This is a genomic window from Rhodococcus sp. NPDC056960 (assembly GCF_042674125.1).
GTDB lineage: Bacteria > Actinomycetota > Actinomycetes > Mycobacteriales > Mycobacteriaceae > Rhodococcus_F.
In genome coordinates this window covers 70,578-97,105 of the sequence record NZ_JBHURF010000029.1, presented here as the reverse complement: position 1 = coordinate 97,105, position 26,528 = coordinate 70,578, and the positions used below count along the sequence as shown (strand labels likewise).

The window sequence follows — 26,528 nt, the reverse complement described above, 5'->3', positions numbered from 1 at the left end:
GAATCACGCAGGTGGGCGAGATGTCAGCGCACCTTCGAGAACCTCTCGGACACGTCGCGGTACTCGGATCGGATCGCGGTCTTGGACAGCTTCCCGCTGGGGAGCCGCGGCAGGGGTTCGTCCCGGATCACGACATACCGGGGCACCTTGTAGTCGGCGACGAGCCGATCGCAGTGTTCGACGATGGCAGCCGCATCGACGTCGCCGGTGACCGTCACGATGGCGGCGGGGGTCTCACCGAACCGCGGATCCTTCGCGGCGATCACCGCTACTTCCTCCACCCCGTCGATCTCGCCGATCACGCGCTCGAGTTCCACCGGTGAGATGTTGATTCCGCCCGTGATGATGAGGTCCTTGAGCCGGTCGACGAACTGCAGTCGCCCGTCGCTGTCCCGGGTTCCCAGATCGCCGCTGTGCAGCCATCCGTCCCGCAGCGCGGCCGCGGTGGACTCTTCGTCGTTCCAGTAGCCGGGCGTCACTCCCGGTCCGCTGAGCAGAATTTCGCCTTCCTCGCCGGGGTCGGCCTCGGTCCCGTCGGGGCGGATCACTTTCATCTCGGTGAAGATGGATCCGTTTCCGCACGTCCCGGGGTGGTCGAAGGCCTCACTCACGAGTGTCGCGGTCGCGACTCCCCCGGCCTCCGTCATTCCGTAGATCTGGCGGAGCGCCACCCCCTTGTCCGCCCACCGCTGCAGCAGGGCGGGCGCGACGGCGGCGCCACCGACGATTGCCGTGCGCAGTGAGCTGAGGTCGGCGTCGTCGAACTCCGGGGCCCGGGAGATGGCGTCGAAGATCAGGGGGACGCCGAAGAGGGCCTGGACTTTGTGTTCGCTCAGCAGCGCCGCGGCGCGTCCGGGTTTCAGCTCGCGTTCGATGATGATGGTGCCGCCGAGCACGGTGGTCATGAGCAGACCCCACACGAGGCCGGGGGTGAAGACGAGCGGCAGGACCAGCAGCGTCGTCGCGCCGGGCCGGAGCCCTTCCTCCGTGAGCGACGCCTCGAAGACGATGTTCAGCAAGGTGCGGTTGGTGCAGATGACGCCCTTGGAGAGCCCGGTCGACCCACTGGTGAACAACAGCGCCGTCGGCTCGTCGGGGCCGAGGTCGATCCGGAAGTCGTCGACGCCGCCGCCGCGCAGGGCCGCGAGTTCTTCGAAGGACAGCGAATCGAACGGCGTGCCCAGATCGCGCGTCGCGGCGACGGAGTCGCCGAACGCGGAGGGCGCGATCACCAGGCGGGCTCCGGCGTCGTCGATCACTTTGCGCAGTTCCGCCGGCTTGAGTCGAGGGTTCAGCGGTACCAGGACAGCGCCGGCCTTGAGGACGCCGAGGGCGATGACCGGCCACTCGAGCGAGTTCGGGCCGAGGACACCGACTCGGGTTCCCGGCTCGATCCCGGCCCCGGTGATTCGCCGGGCGATTCGGCTCGACCAGTCCTGTAGTTCCCGGTATGTGAGCGCGTCGTCACCGACGACGATCGCCCGCTGGTCGCCCTTCGTCGCCGCCCACCAGTGCAACGCCGACCCGATTGTCGCAGCCATCTCCACTCAACCTTCCGCCGTCGCCGATGGGCGACATCGATGTCACGGCCGACGCCTCGCGCCACGGCCCAAAACCTATGCTCTATAGATTAACTGATACTGCACCGAATCGGACACCCCGGTCGGCACATTTTCTCCGGAAATGCTCCGCACTCACGATTGCCAGTCCGGCTGCTCCCGCCGCCGCCGCGCCGGCCCAGAACGCGATCACGAACGCCCGCTCGGACGCCAGGTCCGTTCCGGCGACGGCCACCGCGGCGAGCAGCGTAGCGACGAGAGCACTGGCGAGCGAACTTCCGAAGGTTCGCGCAATTGCGTTGATGCCGTTGGTGACTCCGGTGAACTCCGGAGGCACCGCGTCGACGAGCAACGCGGGCAGCGCCGCATACGACGCACTGACGAAGACGTTGATCACCACGAGCGCCACGACCACCTGCCACAGCTGCGAGTGCGCCAGCGCGAGCATCGCGAATCCGGCCACCCCGATCCCGCAGGCCGCGACGAGCACACGGTCCGCGCGAAAGCGGTGAACGAACGGGCCGCTCGCCGACGCCGCGGCCACACCCGCCACCGAACCGGGAAGCAGCACGAGGAGGCTGGTGCGCAGCACCGACGCGTCGAAACCGTATCCGACGTCGGCCCGCGATGCCTGGACGAACTGCACCGCACCGAGAAACTGGATGTACATGGCCATGCCGAGGAGGAACGCCGCGAGATGAGTGCCCGCCACCCGCCGGCCGGACAGCAGCATCGGCGGGACGAGGGGTGCGCCGGTCCGTCGCTCGTGCAGATACCACCAGATCGAGACGACGACCCCCAGTGCCGCGACGCCGATCGTTTGCGGCGATGCCCAGCCCCACCGGCCGCCTTCCGCGAGGGCGATCAGAATCGCCGACAGCCCCACGGCCATCAGACCGACGCCGGCCGCGTCGACACCGTCGCGGGACCGCGCTGCATCACCGCGGGGAACGGTCGCCCACGCGACGACGAGGGCGATGAGGTTCAGCCCGACGAGCAGCACGAACACCCGCCGGAAGTCCGCTCCCTCGGTATGGATCACACCCGCGGCGATCATGCCGAGGCCCCCGCCGACCGCCAGGATCCCCGACATCAGCCCGATCGCGTTCAGGAGCCGGCGCGGGTCGAGACGCCCCCGCAGCACGGCGACGCCGATCGGGAACAGCGCGAACGACATCCCCTGGAGGATGCGGCCCAGAACGAGGACCGGGAGATGTTCGGTGACGATACACAGCACCGAACCGAGGAGTACCAGGACGAGGGTGCCCAGCAGAACCGGGCGTGGTCCGCATCGATCGGCGAGCCGGCCCAGCACCGGCGTGCACACCGCGGCGGCGAGCAGGTTCGCCGTGACCACCCAGCCCGCGGCGGCCGGATCGATATCGAGTTGCGACGCCATGGCGGGAAGCAGCGGCACCACGGCCGTCTGGGTCACCGGCGTGGTCATGACGACGAAGCACAGCGCGGAGACCAGCACCCGATCGCGTGCCACCGAGGGCCTAGCCGGCTGCGTTCCCGGAACCGACTCGGCGCCCTTCGTCACCATTCGTCACAGATCCAGAGTCAGCTTGGGTGTGCAACTCCGGGACACGCAGATCATCATGGCGTCGTTCTCCGCCTGCTCGTCCTCGCTGAGAACGGAGTCGCGGTGATCGGGGATACCGCAAAGGACCGCGACCTCGCAGGTTCCGCACGTGCCTTCCCGGCAGGAGAAGTCGGCGTCGACGCCCTCCCTCAGGACCGCGTCGAGAATCGTCTCGTCCGCGGCGACCTGCACCGTTCGCCCCGATCGGCCGAGTTCGACCTCGAAGGCGTCGTCGTCGACTCCCGCCGGAACCTCCTTCGGCGCGAACCGTTCGACGTGCAGGGTGACGTGGGGACGTTCGCGGCACGCCGATTCGATCGCCTGCAGCAACGGTTCCGGCCCACAGCAGTACACGACCGTTCCGGGCTCGACCTCGTCGAGGGCCGCGGCGAGATCGAGGTGTCCGTACTCGTCCTGCGGCCGGATACGCACCCGATCGGGGTGCGCCGTCGCGAGTTCGTCGGCGAACGCCATGCTCGCGCGGGTCCGACCGCCGTAGAGCAGGCGCCACGGTGTTCCCTTCGCCTCCACTTCCCGCGTCATCGGCAGGAGCGGCGTGATGCCGATCCCGCCCGCCACGAAGAGGTAGGAGTCGGCATCGACGAGCGCGAAATGGTTGCGGGGACCACCGACGGCGACGAGGTCACCGGTTTCGAGTTTGTCGTGGACGCGGATCGAGCCACCACGGCCGTCGGCCTCACGGAGGACGGCCACGGTCAGCGAGGACGTGTCTCCGAGATCCCCGCACAGGGAGTACTGGCGGGTGGTCGTGTCGTCGAGGATCAGGTCGATGTGCGAACCCGGCGTCCAGTCCGGGGCGGCAGCACCGGATTCGTCGACCAGCGTGAGTCGCACGACGCCGTCGGCAAGCGCGTCCTTGCCGGCAACCTGCATCTGCCGCCGTTCCTGGTTCGCAATGCTGGTCATGCACCCGTCTCGTTCCACTCGACTCCGCTTTCCCGTAAATCTTATGCCATTAGATTAATGCCGCGCAAGACTCCCGTCGGAGATGTTGCCCCGCGGCGACACCTGCGATAAACCTATGTCCATTAGAATTTTGGATGGGAGACCTCGCTCATGAACCTGCCGGCAACCGAATCGGTGCTCGACCTGTTCCGCCTGACCGACTCCGTGGCCGTCGTCACCGGCGCGGGCAGCGGACTCGGCGCGGGGTTCGCCTGCGCGCTCGCGGAAGCGGGTGCGGATGTCGTGATCGCCGCCCGACGGCGCGACAGACTCGACGCCGTCGCCCGATCGGTGACCGAACGCGGTCGCGACTGCCTGGTGGTCCCCACGGATGTGACCGACCCGCAGCAATGCGACGCGCTCGCCCAGGCCGCGATCGAACGGTTCGGCAGACTCGACGTCCTGGTGAACAACGCCGGCGTCACCCATGCCGCACCCGCCACCCGCGAGCGGCCCGAGGACTATCGGGCGGTCCTCGACGTGAACCTCTTCGGCGCCTACTGGGCCGCACAGGCCTGCGCGCGCGTGATGCTTCCCGGGTCCAGCATCGTCAACATCACCAGCATGCTCGGCCTGGTGAAGTCCGTGCTCCCGCAGGCCGCGTACTCGTCGAGCAAGGCCGGTCTCATCGGATTGACCCGGGATCTGTCGAACCAGTGGTCCGGGCGGAAGGGCATCCGGGTCAACGCGATCGCGCCGGGGTTCGTCGACACCGACATGATCGGCGAGATGTCCGCGGAGACACTCGCCGCCTTCCTCCACGACTGTTCGCTGGGACGCACCGCCACCCAGCGCGAACTCGATGCGGCGGTGGTCTTCCTCGCCAGCCGGGCCTCGGGATACATCACCGGTTCGACGCTGGCCGTCGACGGCGGAACCTCCGGTCACTGACCGACGAAAGGCGAAACATCATGCCCCTCAACACCCTTCGCACCGAGCTTCGAGGCGATGGCGTCGTGCTCACCGCCGACCGGTGGGAGCCGGCCTCCCCGAGGAAGGGGATCGTCCTGCTCCTCCACGGCGGTGGACAGACCCGGCATTCGTGGCAGCGCACCGGAATTCGCCTCGCCGACAACGGCTGGTGCGCACTGGCGATCGATGCCCGCGGTCACGGCGACAGCGAGTGGGCCGAGGACGGCGACTACGGCACCGAGGCCCACGCACGGGACCTCGCCGCGGTCGTCGCCGACCTCGGCGAGCCACCGGTGCTGGTGGGCGCGTCCATGGGCGGGATGGCCTCGTTGATCGCGCAGGGCGACCGTGGCATCGGCCGGGCGCTGGTCCTCGTGGACATCACACCCCGGGCGGAACCCGGCGGACTCGCCAAGATCACGGCGTTCATGGAGAGTGGCCTCGCCGGTTTCGACACTCTCGACGACGCCCTCGACGCCGTCGTAGCCTACAACCCGCACCGTCGGCGCCCGCCGCGGATCGAGGGTCTCCGCAAGAATCTTCGCCACCGCGACGGTCGCTGGTACTGGCACTGGGACCCCCGGATGATCATGCACCGGGAGAACGGCGTCGACCAGGCCGGGATCCGCGAGGCGCGGGCGCGGGCCGCGGCGCGCGCGGTGGCCGTCCCGACCCTCCTGATCCGGGGCGCGCAGTCCGACGTCGTGAGCGCCGACGGCGCGCGTGACCTGCTGGAACTGATCCCGACGGCCCGGCACATCGACGTCGGCGGCGCCGGGCACATGGTCAGCGGCGACGACAACGACCTGCTGAGCGACGGCCTGCTCGACTTCCTCGACCGGGAGGTCGCCTACACCCGGAAGGTGACCACGACCCGCTACGATTCACCTCACCATGCCAAATAACCGTTCGAGCGAACCCCACCGGAAAGCCTGACATGCCCCGACCATCGAAGCCCCTGATCAGCCGTGCAACTGCGGTGCAGGCGTCCATCGAGATCATCGATTCCGAAGGACTCGAGGCATTCAGTCTGCCCCGACTGGCCAAGCATCTCGGAGTGCAGGCGCCGTCGTTGTACCACCACTTCGCGGACAAGAGCGAGATCCTGTCCGCCGTGGCACGGCACATCGCCGGCGCCAGCGTGGTCCGTCCCCGCCGCAAGCCGGGTGCCGACTGGCCGGAGTTCTTCGTGGCGTTGAGCCTGAACTTCCGCCAGGCCATTCTCCGGCACCGTAACGCGGCACCGATCCTGCTGCAGTATCTGCCGCGCGACCTCCTGATCGGCACGTACGAGGACACGGCCCGATTCCTCCTGGACTCCGGCGTCCCGACGCATCTGCACGTCCAGATCCTGGACGGGATGGAGACGCTGTCCATCGGCGCCGTCCTCACGGAGGCGATGCGCAAACCGAGTACCCGCGCGACGATCTTCCCGAATGTCGACCCGGACTCGCAGCCCCTTCTCGCGGAAGCTCTTGCTGCCAACGAACTCTCGTCGAAGAGGTTGTTCGAGGAGATGATCCGCAGCTTCCTGTACGGGGTGATGCGGAACCAGGCCGGTGCCGGTTCCGCCACCGAGGAACGCTCGGCCTGAAGCGTCGCCCGAGCCGAGCGAACGGCCCCCGGACTTCGGAAGTCCGGGGGTCGTTCGTCATCTCTGCGCCGGCGGCCGGCTACCCGATCGCCGGCAGGTGCACCGTCTTGGTCTCGAAGAACTCCTCGAGGCCCTCGATTCCACCTTCACGCCCGACACCGGATTGCTTGTATCCGCCGAACGGCACCGTGAAGTCGATGATGGCGGCGTTGACGCTGATCGTTCCGGTCCGGATCCGCTGCGCCACCTCGAATCCGTGATCGAGGTCCTCGGTGTACACCGCACCGGACAGTCCGTAGATCGAGTCGTTGGCGATGGCGATCGCCTCCTCCTCGTCCTCGTACGTGATGACGGAGATGACGGGCCCGAAGACCTCCTCCTGCGCGACACGCATGTCGTTGCGCACACCGTCGATCAGGGTCGGCTCGACGAAGAAGCCGTGTTCGACCCCGGCGGGCCGGCCGCCGCCGAGCACGATCGTCGCGCCTTCCTCCTTGGCCGAGGCGATGTAGCTCTCGACGCGGTCACGTTGCCGCTCCATGGCGAGCGGACCCAGGAAATTCGTCTGCTCCCACGGATTTCCCATCGGCAGGAAGCTCAGCGCACCCTTGAACGCTTCGATCACCTCGTCGTGCCGCTTGCGGGAGACGAGGACACGCGTCAGCGCGATACAGGCCTGACCGCTCTGCATGCAGCCTCCCATCGGGAGCGACTGCATGACGTGGCCGAGGTCGGCGTCGTCGAGGATGATGGCCGCCGACTTGCCTCCGAGTTCGAGGGACACCCGCGCGATCCGCTCGCCGGCGAGCGACATGATGCGCCGTCCGGCGAGAGTGCTTCCGGTGAAGGTGATGTGATCGACATCGGGGTTGGTGACCAGGGTTTCGGAAATCTCGCGATCGGCGCAGAGAACGCTGACGACACCCGGGGGAATCACGCCTTCCGCCGTCAGTTCCCCGATGATGTCGGCGAACACGGACGGCGAGAGGGGGGCTTCCGGCGCCGTCTTGAGGATCACCGAGCAGCCGGCGGCGAGGGCGGGCGCCAGCTTGAACGCGATCGTCCCGATCGGCCCGTTCCAGGGGATGATGGCGGCGACCACACCGGTCGGCTCCTTGAGGATCCGGGAGATTCCGCCATCCACCCGGGTCCGGTCCTCGCGGGTGGAGAAGTTCCGGGCCACCGCGGCGACGGCGCGGAACAATCCGGCCGTCATCTGCTGGGTCGGTCCACTGACCGCGACGGGGATGCCGACCTCGATGACCCCGAGCGGGGTCAACTCCTCGACCCGGCCCTCGAGCCGGTTCGCGATCTCGTCGAGAACATCGGCGCGCTCGGCCATCGTGCGCGACGCCCACTCGCCGGAATCGAACGACGTGCGCGCTTCCCGCACGGCTCGTGCGACGTCTTCCGCTGTGGCGCTGCGGATTCGCGCCGCGCGCTTCTCGGTCCACGGGTCGACGAGATCGATCCATTCGTCTCCCGTCGAATCCACCCACCGGCCGCCCACGAATACCTGCTCGCGATCGGCGATCTTCGGCGGCGCTGCTGCCGTCGACTCGGTTGTCGTCATGTCGGTTACTCCTTCGCTCAGCGGTTGTTGTAGCCGGCGTCGACCGGCAGGGTCACGCCCGTGACGTACCGCGCCTCGTCGGAGGCGAGGAACACGATGGCGTTGCTGATGTCGACGGCCTCGATCAGCTCGACCGGCATCGGATTCTTGTACGACTCGTCGTTCGCGACCTCGGGGTGCGAGTTCACGAACTCGCCGTATTCGGCATTGGCCACCATCGGGGTGTTCACACCCGTGGGATGCACGGTGTTGACTCGAATGCTGTGCTTGGCCAGCTGCTTCGAGTACAGGCGCATGAGCCCGACGACGCCGTGCTTGGCCGCGGAGTAGCCGGCCTGCCCGGGGAACGTGTTCAGCCCGATGCTGGTGAGGCCCGCGGCGGAACTGGTGATGACGATCGAGCCGCCCTGACCGCGTTCGATCAGTCCGGGCACCGTCACCTCGAGGACGTGCCACACACCGGTGAGCATCACGTCGATGGCGTCGTGCCACGCCTGCGGCTGATCACCGGGTTCGATGACGGGCATGATGCCGGCGTTGGGCAGGACGATGTCGACGTGCCCGAACTGTTCGATTCCGGCGTCGTAGGCGCGCTGGACGTCGGCCCGGTTCCGGACGTCGCCCACCGACGTGACGATGGAGCCGCCGGCCTCCTTGACCAGACGTTCGGTCTCGGCGAGGTCGTCCGTGGTGGCCATCGGGTAGAAGACCGAGTCGATCTGCTCGCAGATGTCCATCGCGATGACCGAGGCGCCCTCCTCGGCCAGCCGGATCGCGTGCGAACGTCCCTGTCCGCGAGCCGCACCGGTGACGAACGCGACCTTCCCCTCGAGTCTTGTCATGACGTGTCCTTCCGTTCAACCGAGCCTGAGATGTCGGTGATGAGCGCCGAAAATGTCGCGCGGCGTGCGCGCGGCGTGAGCACTGGATGTGAGCCTGGGTTCGAGGGCCGTCGGCCGGACGCCCTCGTCACGGACACTGCTTGTGAGCCGTGTCACAGGACAGTAGCGCGACGACCGCCACTCGTCAACAGTGCAACAAATATCGTTCTTCGTCTCATGCTTCAGAGGTAGCCGGGAGGCTCGTGCCAGTCGCCGACCTGGTAGCACGTATGCGCGTCCTCCTGCTCGAACGACAGCAACCGGCAGAGACGGACGGCCCCGTCGTCGTCGGGATCGATTCGCATCAAGGCGATCTGGGCCCCGGCGTCGCGCAGCACCTCGAGCGCCCGGACGAGCAACCCGGCGCCCAGACCGCCGCCCCGCGCCTCCTTCTCGAGCACCAGCGCCCGGATCCACGCCGCCCGCAGGTCGAGATGCGGGTGCAGCGTCGGGTCCAGCCAGACGAACCCCTGGGGCCGGCCGGCGCCGCCCGACGCGACGACGACGGACCCGGTTCCGTGCGCACGGCTCTCCGCGAGTTTCTCGAGCTGAGCCGGGGGAATCCCCGAACGGCCCAGGACGTCGTCGAGGGCCTTCTCCGACGCGGGGTCCTCCAGCCCGCGCGGCCCGTCCAGGACGGTCCCGTCCGGCGGGCGAACCGGATCGAGCGGAACCGCGAAGGGTCCGGTCAGACTGCGGAACAGTGTCCACAGCCGACTGACCGACGCGATCGCGAACCTCCGCGTCAGCCGCTCGGCCGCCGGGTGTGTGCCGAAAGCCCACGCACGCAGCGCACGCGCGCCCGTGCCGCTCCAGCCGTCGGGGCGGTCCACGTCGAGGCCCATCTCCTCGACGAGCAGGGTCGCGATACCCCGTGACCGGTAGTCGGGGTGCACGACGAACTGGACCGTGCCGAGGCCGTCGTCGTCCACGGCCAGGTGAAGGTATGCGACGACGACGAGCGGCACGTCATCGAGCGCACTCAGACCTCGACGCGCCTTGACGGCGAGATGCGATACCCGCACGCCCTTCCGCGAACGGTCGGTGACGTCGCGCGGTTCGATGCGCGAGAACCCCGCCTCGTCGTCGTATTCCGCGGCCGCGGCCACCAGAGCGAGAACTTCGTCGCGGTCGTCGTCTGCGAGTTCCTCGCACCACTGACAGGAAATCATCCGTATCACTCCTCATCGCACGGTGTCACCCAAACCTAATGTCCATTGATAAAACCCGCAACGGCCGGACCTGCGAGGGTTTACACATAAATCTATTTGAGTTAGATTTATCGAGTCGATCCACACCGCATTCGGAGACGGTGCCGGGAAGCGGCCACAATGCCGGCCCATCGACTCCGCACGACACTGGAGGAAACGCAATGACCGAGGTCGGAGCACCCCGCGAGGAACGCATTCGCCGGGCCCTGGATCACCTGCGCAACGACACGACGGACGAGTTCGACCACATCACCTGGTTCCAGCCGGAGGAGTTCACCGATCCGGCGGTCGCCAAGCAGGAACGCGACCTCATCTTCGGACGGGTTCCCTCGATCGTCGCGCACGGCTCCGAGATCCCCCGCTCCGGCGACTTCTTCACCCTGCAGATGCCGAGGAACAACATCATCGTGGTCCGCCAGCGCGACGGCGGCGTCAAGACGTTCGTCAACCTCTGCAGGCACCGGGGCGCCCTCCTCGAGAAGGAGGAGAAGGGCCGCTGCCGCCTCTTCTCCTGCCCCTACCACCGGTGGTCGTACGACACGGACGGAAGCCTGCGGACGATCACCCGCGACAACACCTTCGGCGAGACCGACACCACGAACATGGGTCTCGTGGAGTTGCCGACCGAGGAACGCCACGGCTTCATCTGGGTGGTCGACGAGGCGAACGCCGAAATCGACGTGGCGGGCTGGCTCGGCGAGGAGATGGACACGATCCTCGGCGGATACGACCTCGGTTCGAAGATCGCCTTCCAGTCCGAAGGGTTCGACGAGCCGGTCAACTGGAAGATCATGCAGGACGCCTTCCTCGACGGCTACCACATCCAGTACGCCCACCCCAATACCGCGGCCAAGCACATCCACACCAACGTGATGGCCTTCGAAGACTTCGGCAGGCACTGCCGCTTCATCGCCCCACGCAAGTCGATCGACCGGTGGATCGAAGAGGATCCCGGCGACCGGAGCCTGGCCAAGGACATCACGGAAACTCACTTCCTGCTCCCCAACAGCACCCTGCTGCGCCAGCCGGATCACTTCCAGCTCCTCACCTTCCGGCCGCACCCCACCGATCCGCAGCGCTGCCGCATGGAGATGCGCCTGATCGTGCCGCCGGTCGCGGACACCGAGATGACCGAGGAGAAGTGGACCCGTCTGTGGAACAAGAACTGGGAGATTCTCCTCGCAGTTCTGCATGCCGAGGACTTCCCGCTCCTGAGGGACTCCCAGCACGGAATGACGAGCGCCAACGCGGGCCGGATGGTGCTGGGCCAGAACGAGGTCGCCAACCAGGTGTTCCGTCGTGAAACGCAGAAACTGCTGGCAACGAACTGACAACACACGTAGTGCGGGGCCCCCGCACCAGGAGGAAGACATGCAGAGCGATCTGTTCGACCGGGACCACGAACTGTTCCGCGAATCCGTGCGGGGGTTCGTCGACAAGCACGTGGTGCCCCAACTCGAGAAATGGGATGCGGATCGCCTGATCGATCGCGAGACCTGGCTGGCAGCGGGTCGCCAGGGTCTGCTCGGACTGCCCGTGCCGGAGGCGTACGGCGGGCCCGGCGAACTCGACTACCGCTTCCGTTTCGTGATCCAGCAGGAGATCGCCCGCGTCGGTGCCTCGGCCCTGCAGTCCGGGTTCTCCACCAACGACGACATCGTCCTGAACTACCTGCTCCGGCACGCCGACGACGATCAGCGCCGGCGGTGGCTGCCGGGATTCGTCACCGGCGAGACCATCGGCGCGATCGCGATGAGCGAGCCCGCCGCGGGCAGCGATCTGCGCGCCATCCAGACCACCGCCGTCGCCGACGGCGACACCTGGGTGATCAACGGGTCGAAGACCTTCATCACCAGCGGAATCCTCGCCGACCTGGTGATCGTGTTCGCGAAGACCGATCCGTCGGCCGGCTCCCGCGGCTTCAGTCTCTTCGTCGTCGAGGACGGGACGCCGGGATTCGCCCGGGGCCGCAAACTCGACAAGCTCGGTCTGCACGCGCAGGACACGGCCGAGTTGTTCTTCGAGGACGTCCGCGTCCCGAAGGAGAACCTGCTCGGCGAGCTCGGTTCGGGCTTCGCGTACTTGATGCAGAGCCTTCCCCTCGAACGACTCGGCATCGGCATCGCCGCGCAGGTGTCCGCCGAGGCCGTACTCGGATGGACGCTCGACTACGTCAAGGAACGCACGGCCTTCGGCAAACGGGTCGGCGAGTTCCAGGGCCTCGGCTTCACCCTCGCCGAACTGCAGACGGCCGTCGAGGTGTCCCGTGCCTACATCGACCGGTGCGTGCGTGAGCACAACGCGGGCACCCTCACCGCCGTGGACGCCGCCAAGGCCAAACTCTGGGCAACGGAACTCCAGGGTCGGGTGATCGATGCCGGCGTGCAGTTCCACGGCGGCTACGGCTACATGATGGAGTATCCCGTCGCCAAGGCGTACATCGACGCACGAATCCAGCGCATCTACGGCGGCACCAACGAGATCATGAAGGAAATCATTCACCGAGACCTGATGAAGGCCTGAACGATTCCGACTCGAGAGGGGTGCGGCGAAGATCTGTTCGCCGCACCCCTTTTGTTCGTTCCCACCCACGCACACCCGGACAGAAACTACACTGTTTAGGTAAAATGCTCGCTCTGCGGTAGAGGAACCGGACGCGATGGGTGCACGCTCACGCACGGTGGCAGTTCTCGGAGTCCTGGCGGTCCTGGCCACTCCGGCGGTGGCCGGCGCCGCCCCGGACGAGGCTCCCGTGGCGCCGCCACAAACGGGGTGGCCCGCCGCGTGGGCCTATTCCATCGAGCACCCCGACGCGATTCCGCAGGGCATGAACGATTTCTCGTGCAGGCCGGACGCCGCTCATCCGCGACCCGTCGTCCTCGTCAACGGAACGTTCGAGAACAGCTATGCCAACTGGTCGATGTACTCGCCGCAGCTGAAATCCGACGGCTACTGCGTCTTCGGCCTGGACTACGGCGGCCCCGACGGCGGCCCGGTCCACCAGACGGGTGACATGCGCGTGTCCGCGCAACAGGTCGGCGATTTCGTCGAGACGGTCCTCGCCGCCACCGGTGCGGACCGGGTCGACCTCATCGGACACTCCCAGGGCGGACTCGTGCCGCTCTATTACATAAACCGGCTCGGTGGAGACTCGACCGTCGGCACGATGATCGGGATCGCTCCCGCCACGAACGGCATCAGAGCCTACGGAATGCTGAATTTTCTCGCCGAGCATTCCCGGGCGAAAGATGCTGTCGGAAATGTGATTCCGGCAGTCGACGACCGACGGCGGGTTCCGCGTTCGTCACGGAGACCGGGCAGGGCGGGATGACCCGCCCGGGAGTCGAGTACGCCACCGTCAGTTCGCGATCCGATCTCGTCGTGCAACTGCACGACTCTCAGCTACCACCCGGTCCGTACGTGTCCAACGTCGTCGTTCAAGACGGCCGTGGCTCCCGCCTGCCATCCCGTGGCGCCCCGCCCTGAAACCGCTCCTGCCCTGAACCGCTCCTGCCCTGAACCGTTCGCGTCAACGAAGCGCGGCGGCGGTCTCGGCGACCGGTGCCGGTTCCACGGCGGGCGGTTGCAGGATTCCCTCCGCAACCAGACGATCCACTTCTGCGGCCGTCATGCGCAGCACGTCTTCGCAGATCTCCCGGCTGTGCTGCCCCGCGATCGGGGCCTGCCGCAGCGGCGGATCGGTGATGCCCGAGTAGCGCGCGACGCGGGCTGCTGTGGGCAGTGCCTTGGGCAGCAGGTCGTGATGCGTGAGCGTGTAGGCCTCGCGGGCCGCCAGGTGCGGATCTGTGAGCAGTTCGGGAAGGCGGAGCATCATGCCGGCCGGCACTCCGGCCGCCTGCAACGCCGCGACCGCCTGTGCGGGAGTCTGCGTCCGCAGCCACCCGTCCAGCACGTCGTCGACGTCGGCGCGATTCCGGATCCGCTCGGCTCGCGTGCGGAATGCCGGAACGTCCGCCAGTTCGGGCCGTCCGAGCACGGCGCACAGCCGGGTCCAGTCGTCGTCGTCCCGGACCGACACGACGCACCATTCGTCGTCGCCGGCGCAGGCGAACACTCCGGCAGGTGCCGCGAAGGGGTCGGAGTTGCCGGGTGCGGAAACGGTGCCCGGTCGCAGCGATTCCGTGACGAGCTGAGCACCGAGTTGGACGAGCGCGGTATCCGCCTGTGCCACTTCGAGTGCCGCTCCTCGACCCGTGTGCGTGCGCTGAATCAGTGCTGCGAGCACTGCGATTGCCGTGACGTGGGCCGCGATGTGATCGGGGTAGACGGTGGAACCGTCGCAGAGCAGGTCGTCGTGCTCGGGGTACCGCCACAGCGCCGACACCCCGCACGCCGCACGCACCAACGGGCCGTATCCGAGTCGCGTGTTCCACGGACCGGTGCTGCCGAATGCGCTGCTCTCGGACACGATGATGCGGGGATTGAGCACGGCGAGTTCGTCGTAGGAGAGGCCCATCGACGCGAGTGTGCCGGGCTTGAAATTGGCCAGGACCACATCGGCCTCGACGACGAGGCGACGGAACACGTCCCGGCCTTCCGGGCTGCGCACGTCCAGGCCCAGGCTGCGCTTGTTGCGGTGGCCCCAGGCGACGGACGCGGCCAGCGCCGCACCACGCTTCGACTGGCGGAGCCCGTCGGGGAACTTGGCGTTCTCGACCTTGATGACGTCGGCGCCGTAGTCGGCGAATTGACGGCTGAGTTCGGCGCCGAAGACGATCACGCCCAGGTCGAGGACCCGGAGGCCGTCGAGGGGACGGCTGTCCGGCTGCCGGTTGCCGAACCCCGCACGAGTGAGGTTCTCCCGTGTCGCCGCGGGCACGGTGTCATGCTCCCCGACCTCGGGCGCCGGGGTCCGGATCCCGGCGCGTGCGCCGTCGATCGACACGTATCCCGTCGGAACCCGCGCCTGCACCCCGGTGGCGATCTCCACGTCCGCGAGGGCACCGGACACGTCGAAGTGCTCGGTCGTCAGGACTTCCCCGAGTGAGAGAACACCGCCGACCGGCACTCCCCTGGCCGCCCCCTCGGCGACCAGCTGGTCGCGGGTGCGGGTGGCGAAGAGCGCCTCGATGAGAGGGTGCAGGGTTCCGGCGGCCGCGAACCGGGCCGGAATCGTGTCGTACTTCGGGTCGGCGAATTCTGCCGGCTCGCCGAGCCATTCGAACATGCCCCGCCACTGCCGCTTGGCCAGCAGGCAGATCCGCACGTGTCCGTCGGCGCAGGGGAACACCGGGTAGAAGTTCGACGCGTCCGGCCGCCCCCGGGGGAAGTCGTCGGAGCGCCCCGCGGCGGCGGAACCCTGCGTCCCGAAACCGGGGTCGAAGCCGTGGACGAGCGCTTCGAACGCGGACAGATCGACGACTTGACCGCGACCGGTGCGGAGACGGTCGTAATACGCGAGCAACGCCGACCAGGCGGCGTGCATCCCGACGGTCTCCTCCACCAGACCGGCGGGCGGAAGCAGCGGTTCGGCTCCGGGGGCGCCGGAGCGGGACAGCACGCCGCTCAGCGCGTAGAGCACCTGCTCCGTGGCCACCCAGTCCCGGTACGGTCCGGTCTGCCCGAACGGAGTGACCGACACGCACACCAGTGCCGGTGCGAGAGCGGAGAGTTCGGCCGTGCCCACCCCCCGTTCACTCAGCAGTCCCGGCGCGTGCGATTCCACCAGGATGTCGGATTCCGCGGCGAGTTGCCGCAGCCGGTCCCGGCCTGCGGGATCGTCGAGGTCCACGACGATCCCCCGCTTGTTCGCGTTGCGCAGCGCGAACGGGATGCTGACACCGTCCACCACGGGCTCGGCGCGGCGTGAGCGGGCGCCTCCCGGACCTTCCACCTTCGTCACCTGCGCGCCGAGGTCGGCGAGATACCGGCCACACGACTCACCGAGGCCGTCGGTGAGGTCCAGTACGCGGACACCGGTCAGCGGTAGCGTCATCGCCTGCTCCGTTCGATCAGATCTTATGGTGAATGAAAAGCGTTTTTAGTCAGCGTGTTCCGAAGTAGACGGACTTGGTCGCGAAATACGGGTTCAGGCCTTCCGGCCCGAGTTCGCGTCCGAGTCCGGAGGACTTGACGCCACCGAACGGCGCGTCGAGGTCCAGCGCGTAGTGATTGACACCAACGGTTCCGCTGTGGATGCGGGCCGCCAGGGCGAGACCGCGATCCTCGTCCGCGGTCCAGACCGTGCCGCCCAACCCGTATTCGGAGTCGTTGGCGATCGCGACGGCCTCGTCCTCGTCCGTGTACGGGGTGATCGTCAGAACGGGTCCGAAGATCTCCTCCTGCGCGATGCGGGCGGAGTTGTCGACGTCCACGAACACCGTCGGCTCGACGAACCAGCCGAGCGGTTGCGAACCCGGCACGCGGCCGCCCGTGGTGGTGCGGTAACCCGCGCTGCGCCCGTCCTCGATGTACCCGAGCACGCGCTCACGCTGGGCGGCGCTGACCAACGGCCCGATCGCGGTGGCCTTGTCGAGTGGATCCCCGACCACCAGTCCGCGGACGGTCTCCGTGACCGCCTCCACGACCTCGTCGTACCGGGCACGGGGCGCGAGGATCCGGGTGCTCGCATGGCAGGTCTGACCGTTGTTCACCAGCGACACCTCCGCGAGGTTCGCGGCGAAGACGGACAGGTCGGCGTCGGCTGCCACGATCGCAGCGGATTTGCCGCCGAGTTCGAGCGTGACGGGGCGCAGGAGCCGGCCACAGACCTCGCCGATGGCTCGTCCCGCCGCGGTCGAACCGGTGAACGCGACCTTGTCGACCCCGGGGTGCTGCACGAGGTACGCGCTCGCCTCGCGATCCGCGGGCACGATGTTCAGGACACCGGCCGGCAGCCCCGCCTCCTCTGCCGCGTCCGCGAACGCGAACGCGTCGAGTGCGGTTTCGGGGGCAGCCTTGAGAATTACGGTGCACCCCGCCGCCAGAGCGGGCGCGATCTTCATCGCCGCGAGGGGCTGCGGGTAGTTCCACGGCGTGATGCCCGCGACGACGCCCACCGGCTCCCGGCGGACCACCGTGCGACCGCCGAAGGCGCTGGGGCGGACGTCCTCGGACGCCGCCTCGCGGACGAGCGCGGCGTAGTACCGGATCATGGCGGCGGGCCCGAAGCCGTTGACTCCCGCGGAGAGCGAGATCGGCATGCCGTTCTCGCGGCTCACCAATGTCGCGGTGTCGCGGCCGCGCTTCTTCAGTGCGGACGCGAAGGCGTCGAGAAGGTCTGCGCGAGCGCGGTTGTCGAGCTGCCCCCACGGACCGCGGAGCGCGTCGCGCGCCGCGGCGACGGCGACATCGATGTCGGCGGACGACGCGACCGCCGCCCGTCCGAGCACCTTCTCCGTCGCAGCTTCGACGACGTCGACCGTGCCGCCCTCCGCCGGGGCGACCCAGCGGCCACCGAGGAACAGGGCGTCGCGGTCCACAGTCATGTTGTCCATGTCGGTCCTTTTCACAGAGTCGGTGGTGCTACAGCACGTCTTCGTGGGCGAAGAGCGTCGAACTGACGAGCGGTGCCATCGGACCGCCGATGAACAGCGACGTCTTGGCGTGCGCCACCGGATTGGTCGACGTGCCGCGGATCTGCCGCACCGCCTCGACCGCGAGCCCCATTCCGTTGACGAAGGAGTCGGCGATGTTGCCGCCACTCGTGTTCACCGGAAGCTTCCCCACGCCCGCCGTCAGGTTGTCGACGGTGAGGACGTCGCCCGCCGCGGGACCGGACGGCGCGAGACCGTGGTCGATGAGCGCGGCGACGGCAGGTCCGCTGAAGTTCTCGTACACCTGGACGACGTCGACGTCGTCCGGACCGAGACCCGCTGCGGCCCAGAGGCGGTCCGCGACGCCGGGGCGTCCCGCGGCACCCGCGAAACCCGCGGTGGCGTACTGCTCGTCGTTGTCGATGAGCGAGGAGTAGCCGCCCGGTGCGCCCTGGGCGCCGGCGAGGACGTACGCGGGATCCGGTCGCAGCGACTTCGCACGCTCGGCGGAGACCAGCACCAGCGCGACGGCGCCGTCGCTCTCCCGGGAGCAGTCGTACAGGTGGAACGGTTCCGTGATCAGGCGGGACGACTCGTATGTCGCCTCGTCGAGCGGCTGGCCGTAGCCCTGTGCGGTCGGGTTGTTCTGGGCGTGCCGGTACGCCGCGAGCACGAGGGCTCGCATGGTTTCCCGCGGGACGCCGTCGTGTTCGAGCAGTCGCTGCGTCCGCAGTGCGCAGACCTGGGCCGGCGACCCGACACCGTGCGCGAGGAAGTGCGGCCCGTAGTGGTATTTCGCGTATCCGAGTCGTCCGGTGTCCGCCTGTGCCATGGCGCGGTAGACGACGACGCACTCGGCCTGCCCCGCGGCGATCGCGACGGCGGCATTGTTGATCGCGGCAGCCACCGTCCCGCCGCCACCGCCCCACATCATGTTCGACCACCGGACGTCGTCGACGCCCAGTGCGCCGCCGATGACCGCGCCGTCGTGCCCGCCGCCCGCATACGACACGAACCCGTCGAGCTCGCGCGGCGAGATGCCGGCGTCCGAGCACGCGGCGAGGATCGCCTCGAGGGTCAGCCTCAGTTCACCCGCCGGGGCCTCGCCGCGGCGGTAGTGGAGTTCGGACACGCCGACGACGGCGGCCGCCCCGCGCATGGTGAGTGCACTCATGCCTGCGCTCCTTCTGTGGATCGACGCCAGCGCAGCAGCGGCCAGGTCGCGCCTTCGTCGTGTTCGATGTGCCCGACGACCGGGTCGCCGATGCGGATGGCGTCGGTGTCGTCGCCGGTCAGGATTCCGAGTACCCGGCGGTTACCTGCCTCGGGAAGTTCCACGAGAACCGTCACGTACGGGACCCGGTCGGCCAATTCGGTGATGAACGGGTACCAGCTGCGGGACCAGCTGTACACGGTTCCGGCGGGTGTCACGGACTCCCAGTTCGGGTCGAGGGTGTGGCAGGATCCGCACACCCACTGGGGTCCCCAGATCCAGGTCTTGCACGTGCCGCATCGTTGAAGACGCAGCTCACCTCGGGTGAGCCCGTCCCAGTAGGGCTGGTCGAGGCCGTCGGCGGACGGTCCCCACGGTTCGTCCGTCATGCCTGCCGCCCTCCGTCCGCGGGGAAGTTCTCGAGCGCCGCGGCCTGCCAGCGGCCGTCGTGCCGCTCCCAGATCGAGCGCAGGCCGATGGTCCCCTTCGGCGTGCTGTATACGGTCTCGCCGATGCGGCGGTCGCCGTCGGCCCGGACGTCCTTGATCTCGAACCCGTCGACGTCGCCGCGGGGAACGGTGACACCGTCGAACACGGCGGGCAGATTCGCCTGAACCATGTCGGCGAGAGCGGCCTTCATGTCGCCGGACACCACGTATCCGACGTGTCGCTCGTACAGGTCGCGGAAGTCTTCGACAGACATTCGAAACTCCTTTTCTCCGTGAGAGCCTCACACCTCACGGCGGACGGCCTCGTTGCCAATACCTTATGCCTTTAGGTAAACCGGAGTCAATCGTCGGCGAACCGGAACGTGCCGTCGTCCGCGACGGCCGCCGTCTCCCGGGCGACGTCGACGTCGATCAACCGGGTCAGTGCGTCCGCGTCCGTCGTCGCGGCCAGCGTGCGTTCGCCGGCCTCGGTCCGCACCGCGACGAAGCCGCGCTCCGGGGCTCCGTCGCGTCCGTGCACCACCGTCCAGGACTCGATCGAGCCTGACCCCTCGTAGCTCGTCAGCGCCCGCGTGGTCGGATACGCGTCGACGTCGGACTGGACGTCCTGACGCCGGAAACCGTCGCGCGGCGGCTCCGTCCGGTAGACACCGAACGCGTGCTTCGTCAGATAGCCACCGTTCGCGGTGATCAGACCGTACGTTCCCGGCGCCTCGCGCAGCCGGGTCGCCAGCGTGGCGATCGCGTGCGTGCTGTAGTTGTTCCACGGACCACCGGCGAACGTGAGGCCGCCGGTGAGCGTCAGCGGCCGCCCGGGATCGTCGAGGGGCAGTCCCAACTCGGCCGCGGCGACCTGGACGGCCGACGGGAAGCACGAATACACGTCCACGTGCGCGACGTCGTCCCGCCCGATTCCCGACAGTTCCAGGGCGCGCGCCCCGGCCACCCGGATGGCCGGCGACCGGTCGAGCGACTCCCGCTCGGAGATGTCGTACGTGTCGTGGGCCTCGGTGCCCGCGTGCGGGAAGACCCAGGTGTCGCGGGAGATCCCGAGGCGGGTGGCGACCTCGACCGAGCAGAGCAGCAGGGCCGCGCCCTGCTCCACCATGTTGTTGGAGTTCAACAGCTTGGTGTAGGGCCGGCTGATCCACCGATTGTCCTCGGACGGCGTGACGATCTCCTCGGCCGTGTATTCACGACGGGACCAGGCGTGCGGGTTCGTCGACGCCACCTTGCTGAATCCCGACCAGAGGTCGCCGATCGCGCAGCGATGATCGTCCACCGACAGTCCCGACGAGATCCGCAGCGCCTGTTCGAAGAGGGGGTACACGTATGCCGGCCGGTCGAGGCCGATCCTGGACTGACCGTCGAAGACCATCGGAACCTCGGGAACGAGGATCTCCGCGGGCGCAACCGACTCGTCCTGCACCGTCCACTCCGGTCGAATGCCCTGAGACCGCAACTTCATTCGGGTCCGCCACGACTCGGCGCCGCCCACCAGGACCACGTCGGCCCGGCCCGCCGCAATATCCTCGGCGGCCTGGTTGACGAGAACCTGGGGGCCGCTGCCGCCGCTGCCGGTGTATCCGGTGTGCCGGACGGTCGCGCCGATGCGTTCGCCGACCAGCGCGCCCGGGTCGCGGTACCGCCACGACAGCATGCCGATCAACCGGACCGAGTCGACGAGTTCGAGCAGCCGGGACGATCCCGCCTCGGCGGCGGCCGCACGGGCCGCCGCGACGATGAGATCGACGGGTTCCACTCCCCCGCTCCGCTCGTTGACCTGCCCTCCCCCGACGAGGATCGGGGTGCGCGGATCGAGTGTCATGACATCACCGCCTCGAGGATGCGTTCCCGGTTCTCTGGCCTGGGCCAGCCGCCGAGGATCAGGGTCGTCAGGCAGGTGGGTTTCCAGCGGTTCACGATGTCCTCACAGATCTTGTCGGCCGGGCCGATCAGCGCGACGTCCTCGACCATCTCGGTGGGAACGGCCTGCGCGGCGAGATCGGGCCGACCGCGCAGATACAGATCCTGGATCTCGGCGCAGGCGTCGGCCCAGCCCATGCGGGTGAAGACGTCGTTGTGGAAATTGGCGCCCTTCGCGCCCATGCCACCGGCGTACAACGCGACGACGGGTTTGATCTTGGCCGCCGCCTTCTCCACGTCGTCGTTCTCGATCAGCCAGCACACGTTGGCGATCTCGAAATCCGACGGCGTCCGGCGTGCCCCGTCCCGGCCGAACCCCTCGGCCAGGGCGGCGCGGTAGAATTCGTCGCTCTTCGGCGAGAACCACAGCGGGGTCCAGCCGTCCGCGATCTCCGCGGCGAGCGCGACGTTCTTCGGTCCCTCGGCCCCGAGATAGACCGGGATGTCCTCGCGCAGTGGGTGAACGATCGACTTCAACGGCTTTCCGAGACCACTGCCACCGTCCAGCGGGAGCTGGTAGTGCCGCCCCTGGTAGGTCACGGGCTTCTCCCGCGCCCACACCGCGCGCATGATCTCGACGTATTCGCGGGTCCGCTCGAGCGGACGGGGATACGGTTGCCCGTACCAGCCCTCGACCACCTGCGGGCCCGATGCACCGATACCGACGATCACCCGGCCCCCGCTGAGGTGGTCGACCGTCTGCGCCGCCATCGCCAGCGCGGTCGGCGTCCGGGCCGACATCTGACACACCGACGTCCCGAGCTTGATAGTGGAGGTGCGCGATCCCCACCAGGCGAGGGGAGTCAGCGCGTCCGACCCGTAGGTCTCTGCCGTCCAGAAGCTGTCCACGCCGAGCGCTTCGGCTTCGGCGAGCATGCGCTCGACGTTACGCGGCGGACCGGAGCCCCAATATCCCGCGGCGATACCGACCTTCACCGTCGACCCCCGTCCTCGTGTCTCGTCACAACTGTCGTCCTTCAGTGGTTCTGATAGACCGGCGGGCGCTTCTCGAGAAACGAGTACACGGCTTCGCGGTGGTCCTTGGTCATGGCGGCGAGGATCTGGGTCCGGTTCTCCAGGTCGATCGCGGCGCGCAGGCTCGGGACCTCGAGGTTGGACCACATCACTTCCTTGGTCATCCACACGCCGAACGGGCTGTTGCGCGCGATGTTCTCGGCGGTGTCCAGCGCCGAATCGAGCAGCCGTTCCGCCGGTTCGACCGACGACACGATGCCGACGCGCTCGCATTCAGCGGCGTCGACGGGGCGGCCGGTGAGGAGAATTTCCGCCGCCCTGGAGAATCCGATCATCCGGGGCAGCAACCAGCTGACGCCGATGTCGCAGCTCGACTGTCCGCGGTTGATGAACGACGCATGCAGCGCGGCGGTGTCAGCCATGATCCGGACGTCGGCCATCAGTGCCAACGCCATCCCACCGCCCGCGGCGGCGCCGTTGATCGCGGCGACCACCGGCGGCCTCGCGCCGCGGAACGCCTCGACGAGCGAGGCGATGTGCTGCTGTACACGCATGCCCGCCTGCGCCCGGCCCTCACCCTCGGTCGCACCGGGCGGGGTGCCGTAGCCGCGCAGGTCGATTCCCGCGCAGAACGCCCGCCCGTTCCCTGTCAGCACGATCGCGCGGGTCTCGGAGTCGTGGCGGACGTCGGCGAGCACCGCGTGCAGCGCCTCGACGAGTGGGGCGTTCATCGCATTCAGGGCATCCGGGCGGTTCAGGCGGATCAGCAGAACGCCCGGCCGCGGCCGCTCGGTCGATATCAGTTCGGACATTCGGGGCCTTCCCCTCGTCTGGTTCCGACGGCTCCGCTTCGCATTTCCGACCGTCGACATCTCAAGCTAATACCTTTAGGTTAATACCTCAAGATCACAGTACGGACGAACGGCGAGGAAGGACTCGAAACGATGACGGAACTGCACGGCAAGGTAGCGGTCGTGACCGGTGGCGCGAGCGGAATCGGGGCTGCGACCTGCGCACTCCTCGCGGAGCGGGGCGCGCGGGTGGTAGTCACGGACATCGACGACGAGCGCGGCGAGGCGGTCGCGGACGACCTCGGCGAGCACGGCGTCTACCTGCACACCGACGTCACTCGCGAGGAGGACGTCGCGGCTGCGATCCGCACCGCGACCGAGCGCTTCGGGCGACTGGACGCCATGGTCAACAACGCAGGTCGGGTCGGCGCCTGGACGTACGTCACCGACACCACCGTCGACGAGTGGGACTCCTCGTTCGCAATGCTGGCGCGCAGCGCCTTCCTCGGCACCAAGCACGCCGCCCGTGTGATGCGCGAGCAGGGTTTCGGCGCCATCGTCAACGTGTCGTCGGTGGCCGGGGTGCGCACCGGCTTCGGCCCGCACCCCTACGGTGCCGCGAAGGCCGCCGTGCTGCAGCTGACCCGCAGTGCCGCACGCGAACTCGCGGAGTTCCACATCCGGGTGAACGCCGTCACCCCGGGTGGCGTCGCCACCCGGATCGTCGGCCACGGAGCCGGCCTGGACGGCGATGCCCTGGACGCCAGCGTCGACAGCGTGCGCCGGGGGCTCGCGTCGTTCCAGCCGATTCCCCGCGCCGGCGAGGGCCAGGACATCGCGGGCGCCGTCACCTACCTGGTGTCCGACGACGCAACGTTCGTGACCGGGCAGAACCTCGTCGTCGACGGCGGCCTGACCCTCGGGAAGGCGTGGCCCGGCAACTACCGCGCCGAGGCCGACGCCGTCGGGCGCTGACGCACCCGTGCGCACTTTTGGTAGCAGTGACTACCAAAAGTGCGCACGAGCGCCGAAGGCGCCGCTAGATGCCGACGGGTCCACCGAGCCAGACGCCGACCTCTTCCCCGGACACGTGCCCGCCGTCCTCGCTGACGAGGAAGGACACCGTCGACGCGATCGACTCGGCCGGGATCCGCGGCCAGTGGGCGGCGAGGGTCTCCACCGCGTTCTCGCCGCCGGAGGCGATGATGTCGGTCTCCACGAATCCCGGCATCACCGTGTTGACCGTGATGCCGCGGCGCGCCACCTCGAGCGCCATCGACCGGGTCATGCCCACCAGCCCCGCCTTCGCGGCGGAGTAGGCGCTCATGCCCGGCGACGGCCGTCGCCCGCCGGACGGGCTGCTGACGAACACGACGCGGCCCCAGCCGCTGTCGTACATGGCGGGCAGCGCGGCGTGGGTGGTGTAGAAGGCGCCGCTGAGGTTGACGCCGATCACCCGGTCCCAGTCGCCCGGCGACTGCTTGCGGGCCGCGCCCGCGATGTTCATTCCCGCGTTGTTCACCAGCACGGTCGGTGCCCCGAGCTCGGCCGTGGCCGAGGCGATCAGTTTCTCCGCCTGCGCCGCGTCGGACACGTCCGCTCGAATCGCCGCGGCCCGGCCACCGCCGGCGACGATCTTGTCCACCACGTCCTGCGCGTCCGCCGCGCTGGACGAGTAGTTGACCGCGACCGCGAACCCGTCGGCAGCCAGCCGCCGGGAGATCGCGGCCCCGATCCCGCGGCCTCCGCCCGTCACGACCGCCACTCGCTGCTGCGTCACTGCCGTCACCGTCGTCACCGGACCTTCGGATAGGTCTGCGGCACATCCGAGTACGTTTCCCGCAGGTCCCGTTTGGAGATCTTGCCGCTGGCCATCCGGGGCAAGCCGCCGTCGACGAACACCACGTACCGCGGCACCTTGTAGTCGGCGAGGTTCTGGTTGCAGTACTCGACGACGTCCGCTTCGGTGACCCCCGCGACCTTCTTCACGATCGCGGCCGGAGTCTCACCGAACTTCTCGTCGGGCACGCTGATCACCGCGACCTCCTCGACCCCGGGCAGCCGGTTGATCACCTGCTCGATCTCCGCGGGCGAGATGTTGAGACCACCGGAGATGATCATGTCCTTGAGCCGGTCCACGAACGTGAGGTAGCCGTTGTCGTCGAGCTTTCCGAGATCACCGGTGTGCAGCCAGCCGTCGATCAGCGTGGATCGGGTGGCGTCCTCGTTGCGCCAGTATCCCGGCATCATGCCCGGGCCCCGCAGCAGAATCTGCCCCACCTGGTCCGGGGCGCAGTCCTTTCCGTCGGCGTCGACGACCCGGATCTTGGTGAAGATGCCACCCCACCCGCACTTGTCGGGATGCTCGGCCGCCTCGTCCCGCGGCATCGCGGTAGCCGAGCCGCCGATCTCGGTCTGCCCGTAGATCTGCCGCAGCTGGACGCCCCGGGCCAGCCACGTGCCGACCAGCGCCGACGGCACCCGGGCACCACCGACGTGGGCCGTGGTCAGGTGGCTCAGGTCGGTGTCCGCGAAACCGGGCACGCGGGAGATCTGCTCGAACAGGATCGGCGGGCCGGTCAGGGTGGTGGCACGGCTGTCGATCATCACCCGCAGCGCGGCCTCGGGGTCGAACCCGGGTTGCAGCAGCAAGGTGCCGCCGTGCAGCACCGTCCGGGAGATACCCCAGATGATGCCTGCCGCGGTGAACAGCGGCAGCACGAGCAGTGGCCGGAAGCGGTTCTGCTCGATCGGCTCCATCAGGGCCCATTCGTGCATTTCGCCGGCGATCGTGGCGTGGGTGAACACGACACCCTTCGGCTTGCCGGTGGTGCCGCTGGTGAACACGATCGCGGTGGGCGCGGACTGCTCCGTCACCGGTGTGCGGAACGGCGGATGCGTGCCGCCGCGCAGGGGACGCACGTCCCGCTCGAACTCCATGATGTCGAACGTGCTGCGCGCCGCGTGCACGTCGTCGAGGCGCGAGCGCAGCGCCCCGTCGCAGTACACGACGGACGGCTCGCAATCCTCGACGAGGGTGGTCAGCTCGCCGGCGAGCATCCGCTGGTTGAACGGCGCCGCGATCGCGCCCACCTTCATCGCGCCCAGTGCGGCCACGCACCATTCGAGCGAGTTGGCTCCGACGAAACTCACCCGGTCGCCCGGTGTGACGCCGCGAGCCACGAGGTCGTGAGCGACGGCGTCGGCCCAGGTGTCGAGTTCGCGGTAGGTCACCACGTCGCCGGCGAAGTCGATCGCCGGCTGGTCGGGGACGGTCCGCACCCAGTACGTGAGTGCGTCGATAACGGTTCCGCTCATGGAATTCCTCCTGTGTGCCCGGCCGCGACCGGCGGGATCGAACCCGAAGTTCTCCGTGACACTGCCTCGTGCATACGGA

General features: G+C 68.4%; 23 protein-coding genes. 7 read left to right on the top strand and 16 right to left on the bottom strand.

What is annotated here, in order from left to right; all coding sequences use genetic code 11:
• Positions 1–23 precede the first annotated feature (23 nt).
• The 3 genes from ACFTWF_RS35735 to ACFTWF_RS35725 form a co-directional block, all read right to left on the bottom strand.
• The gene (locus ACFTWF_RS35735; protein ID WP_378465800.1) at positions 24–1,541 is read right to left on the bottom strand and encodes a class I adenylate-forming enzyme family protein; all 1,518 of its coding nucleotides are present in this window, start codon (positions 1,539–1,541) and stop codon (positions 24–26) included.
• A gap of 82 nt (positions 1,542–1,623) precedes the next feature.
• Positions 1,624–3,105 (bottom strand): MFS transporter, encoded by a 1,482-nt coding sequence (locus ACFTWF_RS35730; RefSeq protein WP_378465799.1) that lies wholly within the window; start codon positions 3,103–3,105, stop codon positions 1,624–1,626.
• Between the two features lie 3 nt (positions 3,106–3,108).
• Entirely contained in the window at positions 3,109–4,071 is a 963-nt protein-coding gene (locus tag ACFTWF_RS35725) for a PDR/VanB family oxidoreductase (RefSeq protein ID WP_378465798.1), read from the bottom strand.
• A 150-nt stretch (positions 4,072–4,221) separates the two neighbouring features.
• On the opposite strand from ACFTWF_RS35725, the gene ACFTWF_RS35720 reads away from it, so the two are divergent.
• Genes ACFTWF_RS35720 through ACFTWF_RS35710 form a run of 3 tightly spaced genes read left to right on the top strand, consistent with a single transcriptional unit; the run spans position 4,222 to position 6,616 of the window.
• A complete protein-coding gene (locus tag ACFTWF_RS35720) occupies positions 4,222–5,001 on the top strand; it encodes an SDR family NAD(P)-dependent oxidoreductase (protein ID WP_378465797.1) in 780 nt (259 codons plus the stop codon).
• Positions 5,002–5,021: 20 nt separating this feature from the next.
• Positions 5,022–5,927: an alpha/beta fold hydrolase gene (locus ACFTWF_RS35715; protein ID WP_378465796.1), complete on the top strand. Its 906-nt coding sequence runs from the start codon at positions 5,022–5,024 to the stop codon at positions 5,925–5,927.
• A 32-nt stretch (positions 5,928–5,959) separates the two neighbouring features.
• On the top strand, positions 5,960–6,616 hold the full coding sequence (locus tag ACFTWF_RS35710; RefSeq protein WP_378465795.1) for a TetR family transcriptional regulator: 657 nt from the start codon (positions 5,960–5,962) through the stop codon (positions 6,614–6,616).
• Positions 6,617–6,695: 79 nt separating this feature from the next.
• On the opposite strand, the gene ACFTWF_RS35705 is transcribed toward ACFTWF_RS35710, so the two are convergent.
• From ACFTWF_RS35705 to ACFTWF_RS35695, 3 genes are all read right to left on the bottom strand, one after another.
• On the bottom strand, positions 6,696–8,189 hold the full coding sequence (locus tag ACFTWF_RS35705; protein ID WP_378465794.1) for an aldehyde dehydrogenase: 1,494 nt from the start codon (positions 8,187–8,189) through the stop codon (positions 6,696–6,698).
• A gap of 17 nt (positions 8,190–8,206) precedes the next feature.
• Positions 8,207–9,031 (bottom strand): mycofactocin-coupled SDR family oxidoreductase, encoded by an 825-nt coding sequence (locus ACFTWF_RS35700; RefSeq protein ID WP_378465793.1) that lies wholly within the window; start codon positions 9,029–9,031, stop codon positions 8,207–8,209.
• Between the two features lie 221 nt (positions 9,032–9,252).
• Positions 9,253–10,242, bottom strand: a complete 990-nt coding sequence (locus tag ACFTWF_RS35695; RefSeq protein ID WP_378465792.1) for a GNAT family N-acetyltransferase — start codon at positions 10,240–10,242, stop codon at positions 9,253–9,255.
• A gap of 200 nt (positions 10,243–10,442) precedes the next feature.
• Here ACFTWF_RS35695 and ACFTWF_RS35690 point away from each other — a divergent pair, with 200 nt between their 5' ends.
• The 3 genes from ACFTWF_RS35690 to ACFTWF_RS35680 all read left to right on the top strand — a co-directional run bounded on the left by ACFTWF_RS35690 (position 10,443) and on the right by ACFTWF_RS35680 (position 13,612).
• Positions 10,443–11,612 (top strand): SRPBCC family protein, encoded by a 1,170-nt coding sequence (locus ACFTWF_RS35690; RefSeq protein WP_378465791.1) that lies wholly within the window; start codon positions 10,443–10,445, stop codon positions 11,610–11,612.
• Between the two features lie 40 nt (positions 11,613–11,652).
• Positions 11,653–12,804: an acyl-CoA dehydrogenase family protein gene (locus ACFTWF_RS35685; RefSeq protein WP_378465790.1), complete on the top strand. Its 1,152-nt coding sequence runs from the start codon at positions 11,653–11,655 to the stop codon at positions 12,802–12,804.
• A 136-nt stretch (positions 12,805–12,940) separates the two neighbouring features.
• Positions 12,941–13,612, top strand: a complete 672-nt coding sequence (locus ACFTWF_RS35680; RefSeq protein WP_378465789.1) for an esterase/lipase family protein — start codon at positions 12,941–12,943, stop codon at positions 13,610–13,612.
• 198 nt (positions 13,613–13,810) lie between these two features.
• Here the strand turns inward: ACFTWF_RS35680 and ACFTWF_RS35675 are convergent, their stop codons facing one another.
• From ACFTWF_RS35675 to ACFTWF_RS35640, 8 genes are all read right to left on the bottom strand, one after another.
• Positions 13,811–16,237: a CaiB/BaiF CoA transferase family protein gene (locus tag ACFTWF_RS35675; protein ID WP_378465788.1), complete on the bottom strand. Its 2,427-nt coding sequence runs from the start codon at positions 16,235–16,237 to the stop codon at positions 13,811–13,813.
• A 49-nt stretch (positions 16,238–16,286) separates the two neighbouring features.
• Positions 16,287–17,738, bottom strand: coding sequence for an aldehyde dehydrogenase (locus tag ACFTWF_RS35670; protein WP_378465787.1), 1,452 nt, complete (start codon positions 17,736–17,738; stop codon positions 16,287–16,289).
• A 28-nt stretch (positions 17,739–17,766) separates the two neighbouring features.
• Positions 17,767–18,951, bottom strand: a complete 1,185-nt coding sequence (locus ACFTWF_RS35665; RefSeq protein ID WP_378465786.1) for a transporter — start codon at positions 18,949–18,951, stop codon at positions 17,767–17,769.
• Positions 18,948–19,379 carry a Zn-ribbon domain-containing OB-fold protein gene (locus ACFTWF_RS35660; protein WP_378465785.1) on the bottom strand — a complete coding sequence of 144 codons (432 nt, stop codon included), beginning with the start codon at positions 19,377–19,379 and terminating at the stop codon, positions 18,948–18,950. Before ACFTWF_RS35660 ends, ACFTWF_RS35665 begins: the two co-directional genes overlap by 4 nt.
• Complete coding sequence (locus ACFTWF_RS35655) at positions 19,376–19,693, bottom strand: hypothetical protein (protein ID WP_378465784.1); 318 nt, start codon at positions 19,691–19,693, stop codon at positions 19,376–19,378. The genes ACFTWF_RS35660 and ACFTWF_RS35655 overlap by 4 nt, the downstream gene beginning before the upstream one ends.
• A gap of 86 nt (positions 19,694–19,779) precedes the next feature.
• On the bottom strand, positions 19,780–21,267 hold the full coding sequence (locus ACFTWF_RS35650) for an acetyl-CoA acetyltransferase (RefSeq protein ID WP_378465783.1): 1,488 nt from the start codon (positions 21,265–21,267) through the stop codon (positions 19,780–19,782).
• Entirely contained in the window at positions 21,264–22,301 is a 1,038-nt protein-coding gene (locus ACFTWF_RS35645; protein WP_378465782.1) for an LLM class F420-dependent oxidoreductase, read from the bottom strand. The genes ACFTWF_RS35650 and ACFTWF_RS35645 overlap by 4 nt, the downstream gene beginning before the upstream one ends.
• Positions 22,302–22,342: 41 nt before the next feature.
• Complete coding sequence (locus ACFTWF_RS35640) at positions 22,343–23,152, bottom strand: enoyl-CoA hydratase/isomerase family protein (RefSeq protein WP_378465781.1); 810 nt, start codon at positions 23,150–23,152, stop codon at positions 22,343–22,345.
• Positions 23,153–23,284: 132 nt separating this feature from the next.
• Between ACFTWF_RS35640 and ACFTWF_RS35635 the strand changes: the two genes are divergently transcribed.
• Positions 23,285–24,106: a glucose 1-dehydrogenase gene (locus ACFTWF_RS35635; RefSeq protein ID WP_378465780.1), complete on the top strand. Its 822-nt coding sequence runs from the start codon at positions 23,285–23,287 to the stop codon at positions 24,104–24,106.
• 64 nt (positions 24,107–24,170) lie between these two features.
• Here ACFTWF_RS35635 and ACFTWF_RS35630 read toward each other — a convergent pair whose 3' ends face one another.
• Together ACFTWF_RS35630 and ACFTWF_RS35625 are read right to left on the bottom strand one after the other, a co-directional pair.
• Positions 24,171–24,920, bottom strand: a complete 750-nt coding sequence (locus ACFTWF_RS35630; RefSeq protein WP_378465779.1) for an SDR family oxidoreductase — start codon at positions 24,918–24,920, stop codon at positions 24,171–24,173.
• Between the two features lie 5 nt (positions 24,921–24,925).
• Positions 24,926–26,449 carry a class I adenylate-forming enzyme family protein gene (locus tag ACFTWF_RS35625; protein WP_378465778.1) on the bottom strand — a complete coding sequence of 508 codons (1,524 nt, stop codon included), beginning with the start codon at positions 26,447–26,449 and terminating at the stop codon, positions 24,926–24,928.
• Positions 26,450–26,528 lie beyond the last annotated feature (79 nt).